Below are 10,120 nucleotides of genomic sequence, written 5' to 3' on the forward strand. Positions count from 1 at the left end.
CTTCCTATAAGCTCTCTATAAGCTAAGCACACCCATCTTACTCCTTATTTTGCACCTTTCACCTCAACACACCCTTCCGAACCTTTCCGTTTACTTCCGAAAGTCCTGACCAGTCCTATTTGTCCGACAAGTCAGACCTGTCAAAAAACCTTTTTTATCACTACCCATTTGCTAATTTTCTCCTGCCCGTGTGGCTCGCACCTGTGAGAACTGACGTTTTTCAGAATATATAAGTGTAACCAACATTAATAGTAGCTTGATGGCGAGTTACATAGTTTCCTTTTTGCCAAAAAGAGCCTCCGTATTCTCCATAAATAGAGAGTATGGTTTTATCGGTAGCGTAGATTTCTATCCCAGCGAGGAGGTGAAGAGAGAGGTTGAGAGTACCTCCTGTGGAGCTTTGGTAGTTTACGTCTTGGGTTTTAAACTGATGCCATATAGGAGCGTTGAACTGTAATCCCCCACCTGTAAGGAGATAAACATTGTTATTTACAGGAGTAAGCACTTCTAATCTCACAGGTACTTCAAGGGTGGCTACCCTTAGCAGAGAGTATTCTTTTTCACTCTCTTTAAAGTTTCCTTGTGAAAAATGAGATACTCCTAATCCTGTTTCCAAACGGAAGTTTCTTTCGGGATAATAGTGTATTTGTAAATGACCGTGTTCAAAAATCCCGAAAGTTTGAAAATCGTTGCTTATCATTTCGGCAAAACCTATACCGGCAGAGGGTATGAATGACCATTTAGAATAGGGAATACTATCTTTAGCGGTTCCTTTTTCTTGGCTAAAAGCGCTAACAGTAGCGCATAATAACAGGGATAATAATAACTTTTTCATTTTATATTTAGTTTTTTAGGCTTTCAAAGATTTAAAGTCAGAATTATTCTATCTGTCTAACTCCGTCCAACAACTAATCACTAACCCCTTATTTAGGTATTCCCCAAATAGGGAAAGCATATAAAGGAAATTCGTAGCTTTGCAATAGGTATACGGGGTTATCTTCTTGAGGTTGAACTTTTATATTTAATTTTTTGATATAGAAACCTTGTGCTCCAAGATCGTAGACGCTTCCTAAGGCGCGTTGCGCTTGTTCTAAAATAGCTTTATTTTTCTCATCTCCCCAAATGTCAGGAGCAACAGTACTTAAGTTTTTATCGCTGTCTTTGAAGTATAAACGCTTGTTTTTAAGTTCGTACTTGCAACTAATTTGGAGTATAGAAAATCCTTTTTCAGGGAATATATGTCCTATTTGAATATTACAATCATCAGTACCTTCAAACATTATTCTGAGCAAAAAGAGATCAGTAGAGGCGTTGACTTTTAAAACATCTTCATAGAATGCTTCAGTCATATACTCATTATTTTTGAAAGCTTGGCTTATAAGAGCAAACCCTTCAATGGTGGTATTGACATCTTTATAATCGTCGTTGTCAAAGAAATTAGGAGGTACTGAGGAATAGAAAAGTTCGGCAGTAACCCCATTTACCGTTGCCTTATACACCGGAGGCATACTACCTGCAACACGTTCCAACTCGGTGAAAGGTTGTCCTCCTAAAGTGAAAGAGCGATTGAAAGCAACGCCTTTTTCAGTTGCTAAAACAGCTACTTTACTTTGGGTATCTTTCAGCGCTAACACTCTATTGGTAAACTGAATAGGGTAAGTAGTAGGAGTGCCCGTAGCGGTGCTTACTTTTAGAAAATAATGAGTTGCATTTTCAGCAATTGGAGAGATATTTTTGTACAAAGCAGGGGTACGTGTCCAATCGGCAGAGGTAGCAGGCTCAAAGTAAATAAAAGAATTGCCTTTTACAAGTAGATTCTGGAATTTAAGTTTGTTACCATCTTTACCTGTGTACAAAAACTGATAGACCTTTCCCGTATGGGCATAGCCTATTTCGCCTTGTAAGGCATCGGCTAACAGATGGATTTGATTCTGCCCTATAAAACTGAGCACCAAACCACGTGCCTCTTCTTGGGTGCTATAGCTACTGATAGTGGGAGTAACAGTGCCACTAAGATCGGAGAGCATAGATACTTTTCCTTGAGTGTCGAACTTCATTAGGAACTGATAGCCTCCAAAAGAGTCGTCAGCAGAGATATAAGTAAGTTTCCATCCTTCCGAAGAAGCAGTAAGTTCTTTCATCAAGGCAGGGTTTTGTGTTGGAGCAATAGGGTCGGGCTCAGGAGTGTTATCGTCGTTCTTAGAGCAGAACGAGAGGCTCATAGCGAGCAAGAGTAGGGTAAACTTTTTCATAAGGTGTTTATTTATGGATGTTTTATTTTCCAAATAGATAGCGCAATAAGCAGTAATAGGGCAGTAATGCCTAATACTGAGGGCTCATAGAAAATATGGGTAATGAGCAGGAGTACGGATACTATAAGGATAAATTTGTACATTTGGGTTAGAATTTAGAGATTAAACAACTTTGCCAAAGTTTCACACTTTGGCAAAGTTGTTTTTTTATTTTCTTTTAAGTGCAAGGAAAGGAGCTGTATAAGTAGGATTATTTTTACTTTCTAAAGTATACAGAGGATATCCTGAATAATTATCAGATACTTTTTTTACATAGAATCCTTCTGCACCAAGTTCTACTATTCTTGTAACAGCTTTTCTAGCTTGGGCAAAAATAGCTGTATTTTCAGCTCTTTCCCAAACAGCAGTGTTTGTAGTTTGCAAGCTTCCAGCGTCTGTTAAATATAAACGCTTATTTTTTAACTCATATTTGCAAGTAAGAAATACCCACGAATTAGTATTTGCAGTAAACTGATATGCTATTTGAATTTCGCAAGTGCCATTATTATCGAAGTCCATTCTAAAAATTTGGAAATCTTTGCCGTTATCAAAGTTTAACAGATTATTGTAAAAATCACTTGACATATAAGAGTTGCTTTTTAGATTAGCGGGGAGAATTACAAAAGCATTATATTTTTCAGGAATATCCTTATAATCATCACTAACAAATTCATCAGGAGGAAACTGAGAGAAAAAGGCTTCAGCGGTTACACCATCTACGGTTGCTTTGTAAGTAGGAGAAGTAGTGCTGTTATCGAATACTAATTCTGTAAAGGTCTTGCCTTGTAAAGTGAGAGCAGGGTTAAAAGTAATACCTGCTTTACTGGATGAAACAGTTGCTCGTAAAGTGGTATTAGGGTCAGAAAGAGGAGTAAGAAGTATGTTTCTGCTATCATACTCCATATTGTAGTAAGTAGTTACGCCATTATTCTCCACTTTAAAATAGTACTTATCACTATTTTCTTCAAGAGTGTTTATATTTTTAGAAAGCGTTTCGATATCCGCCCAATCTTGTGCGGTAGCGGGCTCGAAATACACAAATTGTTCGGTTTTTTTACGCTGGGTTCTAAACTTGAGTTTATTACCTTCTTTACCGAAGTATACAAACTCAAAATCACCTGCAAAACCTGCTCCTGGTATTCCTTTCTTTGCATCGGAGAGTTCGTGGAGATAGTTTTTGGTTGTGAAAGAAAGTAAAGTGCCTTGCCCCCATTTAATTTCGTATTTACTACTTTTAGGTGTACCTGGTAAGGTTACATCAGAAGCCATAGACACAAAACCTTCGGGGGTAAACTTCATCAAGAAGACAAAATTCCCGAAATTTTCATTGGTATGATATACGAACTTCCAACCTTGCTGAGGAGATGTGAGTTCTTGGCGCAATTCAGCTTGGCTTTGCTCAAAGCGTTGCTCAGGGGTTTTGCCTCCGAAGAGGTCATCGGGTTCATTTTTTCGGCAAGCAAAAAGTGCCAAAGCAATAAAGGATAAATATAATAACTTTTTCATCGTATTTTAGATTTTATTGTAATACAGATAGCATTTGGTTTTCTACTACTTCTTGTAGCTGGTAAATATCAATATTCCATTCACTTTTGAAGTACTCTACTACGAAAGCTTCTTTTTTGCGAATAAAGGCTCTCCCTTTTTCATCACTAATAGCATTTACTTTAGCATCCCAAGCGGTTTTGCTCATACTGAGCATACCAGAGGTCATCTCGGCAAAATCTTCTATATCATTGAGCATAGAATATGGGGTGATAAAGCCTGCGTTATTCGCATCGACTAATTTTACGTTGTACCAGTTTGAAGTATAGCCAGAAGGGGTGATTTTGCCATACTCCTCGGAGTAAGGTTTTCTCTGATTGATGATATGGCAATACTCGTGCTGAATGGTATGAAAATATTGGCGAGTAGCTTCGTGTTGGGTCACATCAAGCTGATCGACATTGAAAAGGGTGATTTTCATACCGCTATCGGCGAACCCAAGAGTAATCGTACCACTGGGGTTTACGTTATACCCCCCGATAAGGGAGATTTGACGAGGGGCAACACTTTTGATAAAGTTTTGTCCTGCTACTTGTGTATAGGAGTCAATCCACACTTTTTTTACGATTTCGAGCATTGGTTGTACTTTAGCTTCAGTAGGAGGGTAAAAGTATTTACCCATTTCAAAATCGGCATCGATATAGTTGTAAGTTACCATAATGTTGTACGGTTGCTGGAAATTGTTGTAGATATAGGTATCCAATGCCGTTTTAGCTGTTGTTCTGGGTTTTAATACACTTTCAGAACTAAGGTTTTCTTTGTTGTTGCAGGCAGCCAACGATAGTGCTAACACTGCGGCGATATATATTTTTTTCATATCATTAGCTATTAAAGATTAACAATTATCTTGGGTTTGCGGTAATGCCGTTAGAAACAGCATCTTCAGGGATTTGTAGTTCGCGGCGTGGGTCATCTTTAGTAAGTTCCATAGTTTGACCAGCTTTTACGTGTACAACTTTCATCCCGAGGCGTTTGTTGTCTATCCAACGTATGCCTTCAAATAGAAAAGCAGCTCTTCTTATATCGGTTACCGCTTGTAACCATTCGCGTTGTTGGGTAGAAAGGGTATAAACAGGGTCAAACTCAGTACCTTTGTTTTGATAAATGGTATTCATATCTGCTTCACTCAACACAAAAGAATCTGGGATTTCTTGCATTGTTTTCTTTTTTAAGAAGAGTACTAAATCGGTAAGGAATTTTGTTTTCTCACCTTTCATCAAGTAGGCTTCTAAACGGTTGAGGAATACCTCATCATAAGAGATAAGCACCGCCATATCGTAAGGGTATCCATTTCCTGCAGAGATATTAGTATATTTGAAATACTCCTCGTATTTAGGGAAATTGCGGTAATCGTCATTTCCGTAAAGAGGATAAGCCCAAGTGGCGCGGAAACCGTTTAGCGGATGTTTGTTGTTGCCTAATACTTCTTCAGATTTTTCTAATGTAAGCCCATATTTGTGACTATCAAAATATCTTCCATATACAGAAGAAGCACCTATAATCAAAGCATTAGCAGGCTCATCGGAACTAGCGTACAACAGTTGTTGTTGTGCGTAAGTGCGGGAACGTTGTCCTTTTACATCACGGAGTTTGCTTTCAGGATTACTACCAAGAGCTTCATTGGCGTGGGCTATTACCTTATCCCATTCACCTTTTATCAAGTAGAAGCGCGAAGCAAAAGCGTGAGCAGCTTCTTTAGTGAAATGGAATTTAGGTTTGCTATACTTACTGTTGTCAATAAGAGGTAAACCTTCTGTCAAATCTTTTTCAATCGCATCGTAATAATCTTTCAATGACACACGACGGTAGATTTCGAACACTTTTCTTTCAGCTTTAGAAGCATAAGGCAAGCCTAAATCGGAAGCTGCAGTAGCAGGGTTATAGGGTTTGCACCAGAAAATTCCTAACATAAAGTGTGCATAAGCACGGACTACTAAGGCTTCCCCTTTGAGATAATTGAGTTCACTACCTCCTTTGAGATCGTTAGCAGCTTCTAAAGCATAGTTAGCAGCCGCAATGGCGCGATAGGCTGCATAGAAATAGTAAGGAGGAGTATCTCTTGTATTGTTTTGGGTGTTAGTTTCCCAAGAATACATTTGGGTATTGAGATCAGAGGTTGCTGAGAGTCTGGTTTTATCACCTGCATTATCACTCATTGCTTCACAAAATTCCGCATACAAGGCATCAGGATAGGCTGTCGCCAAGAGTTCTTGTATTTTTTCGGGCGAATCGAGCTCTGTACGTTTATCGGGTACCTCGTCGAGGAACTTATCGCAGCTGCTAAGGGAGAGTCCCAAAACAAATGCTACTATAGGTATATATATATTCTTTTTCATTTACTTACGATTTTTAGATTCCAAGATTGATTGTAAAGGTATATTGAGCAGTTACTGGATAGGCTACCCCACCAGAACGGAAGAACTCAGGGTCTTGACCATTGAGATTCTTATCAGAATAGATAAGGAATGGGTTAGCCGCTTGCAAGCGCAAGGTAAGATTGCTCACTTTCAATTGTTCAAGCACTTCTTTAGGGAAAGCATAGGAAAGAGAGATGTTTTTCATACGAACAAACGAACCATCTACTACACGTTCAGTAGAGTAGTTGTAAGCGTTGTACACGCGGCGTAAGGTGTTAGAACCTACCTCATATACAGTTCTTCTATCTGGAATACTAGGAATGTTGGTTATCTTTTCATCACCTGGATTGATCCAGCGGTTTCTCATTTCTTTAGGAAATACACTAAGATCGTTATAGTTTGAGTCATACTGATCGGGCTTGCGAATTTTATTTCCTGCCTGAGCAGTGATAAGGGCAGAGAGTTCCCAATTTTTATAACGGAAAGTATTAGAAAGACCTGCAGTGATATTAGGCTCTACAGGACCTTCTTTTTTGAGGTAACTCAAGATATTGTCAATTTGTTGGAAATCTATTTTGCTATAATCGGTACTACCATTAAGCAAGTTGAATAAAGGTAGCCCTTTGTCGTTCAATCCTTTGAAATCAAAAGAGTACAAGGTGTTGCGAGCGCCTCCCACTACATTTCCTCCTACTTCTCGCACTAAGTTATAAACATTAGGGCGGTAGGTAAGTGATGTAATTTCTTGGTTAAAATAGGCAAAATTGATACCGGTATTCCAACTAAAATCATCGGTTTTGATGTTTTTAGTATCCAAAGCAAGCTCAATACCTTTGGTAGTCATAGCTGCATTGTTTGCCAATTTCAACAATTGTCCTCCTATCCCTGAGGTACGCACGTAGTCAATCAGGTCTTTAGAGTTCTTTTGGTACAAGTCCATAGAAAGATTCACACGGTTTTTAAACAAACCGAGTTCCACCCCGAAGTTGGTTTCATATACTTTTTCCCAAGTAAGTTGGGAGTTTTGGAGTTCGTCGATATAGATAGTGTTTTCTCTATCATTGAGGTTGTATCGGTTAGCCACTTGGTTTTTAAAGATAGCCAAGGCGTTGCTAGCTGAACCTAAACCAGCGATAAGTCCGTAGCTAAGGCGGAAAGCGAGGTTAGAGATGGTGCTATTATCTTCGAGGAATTTCTCGTTAGTAGCGTTCCAGCGCACACTGGCATTCCAAGTAGGTAACCAGCGAGCGCTTCGACTTCTACCTAATTGGTTAGAACCTTCATAATTGAGTGTTCCTGCAAACACATAGCGTTGTTGGTAACTATAAGTACCTTGCAAGAAGAAAGCAATACCGCGTTCTTTAGTAAACCCTTTTTCGAAATAAGGTGAGTTATCTTGAATTGCTTTTTGGATAGCGCGATAATCGGTAAAGGCGGTGCCTCCACGTGCAAACTGATAACCATAGCCAGTGAAAGTTTGATTATCACGGTCGGTATGGCGATACTCTTGTCCTAAGAATACTTTCACATCGTGTACATCTTTAAACAAACCTTTGTACTCTAAAGCGTTGCGGAAATAGTAACTTTGGAGGTTGTTTTCAGTAAGCTTATAAATACCTCCGTTAGGCAATACTATTTGTGGGATTCTGTCGGGATTTTCAGGGTCTTTAAACAAGAAAGGGTTCGCTTTAGCAATCACGGTAGTGCGATTGGCGCGATAAGCTCCTACTACGTTAGAGTTTTCTTTCATAGAATGTTCGTTCGAGCTCTTTACGTGACGAACAGAACCGAGGAAGTTGTATTTAAGACCTTTGGCTAATTTTATTTCTAAATCACCTTGAATTTTATACTCAAGCACGTTCAAATCCATATAGTTATTGTTGAGCTCGTTGAGGATATTCATAGGAGCATAGTTGAAGCTGTAGTACTCATAACTACGTCCATCGTCGCCATAAGGGCGCAAGGCGCGTGTGGTGTTTAGCGCATAGCTAAAAGGGTTGATATCGAAATCACGGTCGTAACCACCGCTCACGGTATTAGCAGAACGGTTGAAAGTACCAGGAGCTCTTTGGGTACGGATAGAGCCTTGAGTAAGGATTCCCACTTTCACGTTTTGTGAAAGGTTATAAGTTGTTTTGAGGTTGCCGGTTACGCGGTGTACGCGATCGGCAATCGTCCAACCGGGATCTACAAAAAATCCCACAGAACCATATACAGTAGCGTTTTCACCCCCTCCTGAAAGGCTCACCGTATGGTTTTGAGTGAGCGACGGACGGAAGAGCGTTTTAAACCAATCGGTATTAGCATATTCATATTTGCGCAAGAAGGCGATGCGAGCGGCTTCGGTATTTTCTAAGCCATAGCGACCGGTAGCAGGATCATACGTATCAATAGCGCGATACATTATATTATAAGCCCCACCGTAACGCGCTTGGGTATATGAAGAAAGAGAAAAGTAGCCTTTTTGTTCCAATTCGCGGTAGATACCCATTGACTCTTGAGAGTTCATAATATCGTACTGATTGTAGTTAGGAATCATACGAACGGATTGCTCCAACTGGTAGTTTATCTGAGTTTTTACGTTTTTCTTACCACTTTTGGTAGTGATAATCACGGCACCGTTCAGAGCACGTGCTCCATAGAGAGAAAGAGCTGAGGCGTCTTTGAGGATTTCGATGCTCTCGATATCGTTGGCATTGATCCCTGATATAGCAGAGCTTACGAGGGTAGAAGCATCACCCGAAGCGAGTTGCTCGAAGCTGAGGTTTACTACCTCTTCTTGTACGGCACCATCGACCACCCATAGCGGTTTGGTGTCGCCGAAGATTGATGAGCCCCCGCGAATGGTAATTTTAGGTGAGGTACCAAAAGTGCCAGAGATGTTCTGCACGTTTACCCCTGCCGCACGACCTTCGATCATACGACCTACATCGACTACGCCGTCCATTTTGATATTGTCGGCTTTGAGGGTTTGAGCATTACCCGTAAATTTAGAACGGTCAAACTCTTGGTAACCAGTAACGACTACTCCTTTAAGTTCAGTTACGTTCTCTTTAAGGACAACGTTAATCACTTTGGCAGTACCTACTACTTTCTCTACTGAGGCGCTCCCCAGCTGAGAAAAGACTAATACGGCGCTGTCATTGGGTACTTTAATGGAGTATTTACCATCGAAATCGGTGGCGACCCCGTGAGAAGTACCTTTTACCAGTACTGAGGCACCGGGTAGTGGAGTGCCTGCTTCATCTTTTACTACCCCTGTTACGGTGCGTTCTTGGGCAAAGGCAACACCAAAGAACAGCACAGTGCATAACAGTGCATACATCAATTTTTCTTTCATCGCTATTATATTATTTCGTTCAATTAATTTTGCAAAGGTTCAGAAAAAAAAATTATAAAAGCAAATTTTATGGGTAATTTTTTTCTATGTTAAATAACCAAATGTGTATAATTTCCTAATACTATTTTTTGAATAAAACAAGTGCATTTCTTGAAAATACCCTATTTTTTTCATCATTTTGCTGAATTCTTTGCAATATTTTCAGAGAATCGCCAAAAACATTGCGTTTTTTTCAGTTTTTCACATATTGCTTTGCAAAACACTTATTTTCAAATATATAGAGGCTTATAATTCGCTTTTAAGCGCTATTTATTAGACTGTAACTTTCTGTGAAATTTAACTTTATTTAACATTTTAGAGTATTATTCTTTTATTGAAATTGAAGTGTTTTTAGGCTAATGAGAGTTTGAGTAATTAGTAAATTAGGTGTGAACTGCATGGGCGGGAGAAAGTTAGGAAATTAGAGAATTAGAAAATTAGGAAATGAGGAAATTAGCAAAAGGGTAGTGATAAAAAAAGGTTTTTAATAGGTGTGACTTGTCGGACAAATAGAACTGGTTTGAGTTATCGGAGGAAAACGAAAAATA

7 protein-coding genes are annotated in these 10,120 nt (G+C 39.4%); all 7 read right to left on the reverse strand.

Annotation, left to right across the window (positions count from 1 at the left end):
* Window positions 1-220: 220 nt before the first annotated feature.
* A complete protein-coding gene (locus HMPREF9078_RS02070; RefSeq protein ID WP_009419070.1) occupies window positions 221-835 on the reverse strand; it encodes an outer membrane beta-barrel protein in 615 nt (204 codons plus the stop codon).
* 88 nt (window positions 836-923) lie between these two features.
* The gene (locus HMPREF9078_RS02075) at window positions 924-2,252 is read right to left on the reverse strand and encodes a DUF4302 domain-containing protein (RefSeq protein ID WP_009419071.1); all 1,329 of its coding nucleotides are present in this window, start codon (window positions 2,250-2,252) and stop codon (window positions 924-926) included.
* An 11-nt stretch (window positions 2,253-2,263) separates the two neighbouring features.
* Window positions 2,264-2,395, reverse strand: a complete 132-nt coding sequence (locus HMPREF9078_RS12270; RefSeq protein WP_009419072.1) for a hypothetical protein — start codon at window positions 2,393-2,395, stop codon at window positions 2,264-2,266.
* Window positions 2,396-2,459: 64 nt separating this feature from the next.
* The gene (locus HMPREF9078_RS02080; RefSeq protein ID WP_009419073.1) at window positions 2,460-3,797 is read right to left on the reverse strand and encodes a DUF4302 domain-containing protein; all 1,338 of its coding nucleotides are present in this window, start codon (window positions 3,795-3,797) and stop codon (window positions 2,460-2,462) included.
* A gap of 13 nt (window positions 3,798-3,810) precedes the next feature.
* Window positions 3,811-4,653 carry a putative zinc-binding metallopeptidase gene (locus HMPREF9078_RS02085; protein WP_009419074.1) on the reverse strand — a complete coding sequence of 281 codons (843 nt, stop codon included), beginning with the start codon at window positions 4,651-4,653 and terminating at the stop codon, window positions 3,811-3,813.
* 25 nt (window positions 4,654-4,678) lie between these two features.
* Window positions 4,679-6,172, reverse strand: coding sequence for a RagB/SusD family nutrient uptake outer membrane protein (locus tag HMPREF9078_RS02090; protein WP_009419075.1), 1,494 nt, complete (start codon window positions 6,170-6,172; stop codon window positions 4,679-4,681).
* A gap of 13 nt (window positions 6,173-6,185) precedes the next feature.
* Entirely contained in the window at window positions 6,186-9,533 is a 3,348-nt protein-coding gene (locus HMPREF9078_RS02095; RefSeq protein ID WP_009419076.1) for a SusC/RagA family TonB-linked outer membrane protein, read from the reverse strand.
* Window positions 9,534-10,120: the final 587 nt, after the last annotated feature.

It is taken from the genome of Capnocytophaga sp. oral taxon 380 str. F0488, from assembly GCF_000318255.2.
Lineage (GTDB): Bacteria > Bacteroidota > Bacteroidia > Flavobacteriales > Flavobacteriaceae > Capnocytophaga > Capnocytophaga ochracea.

Coding starts and splice junctions, on each gene's coding strand:
- HMPREF9078_RS02070 (WP_009419070.1), bottom strand. CDS start 835: ATGAAAAAGTTATTATTATCCCTGTTATTATGCGCTACTGTTAGCGCT.
- HMPREF9078_RS02075 (WP_009419071.1), bottom strand. CDS start 2,252: ATGAAAAAGTTTACCCTACTCTTGCTCGCTATGAGCCTCTCGTTCTGC.
- HMPREF9078_RS12270 (WP_009419072.1), bottom strand. CDS start 2,395: ATGTACAAATTTATCCTTATAGTATCCGTACTCCTGCTCATTACCCAT.
- HMPREF9078_RS02080 (WP_009419073.1), bottom strand. CDS start 3,797: ATGAAAAAGTTATTATATTTATCCTTTATTGCTTTGGCACTTTTTGCT.
- HMPREF9078_RS02085 (WP_009419074.1), bottom strand. CDS start 4,653: ATGAAAAAAATATATATCGCCGCAGTGTTAGCACTATCGTTGGCTGCC.
- HMPREF9078_RS02090 (WP_009419075.1), bottom strand. CDS start 6,172: ATGAAAAAGAATATATATATACCTATAGTAGCATTTGTTTTGGGACTC.
- HMPREF9078_RS02095 (WP_009419076.1), bottom strand. CDS start 9,533: ATGAAAGAAAAATTGATGTATGCACTGTTATGCACTGTGCTGTTCTTT.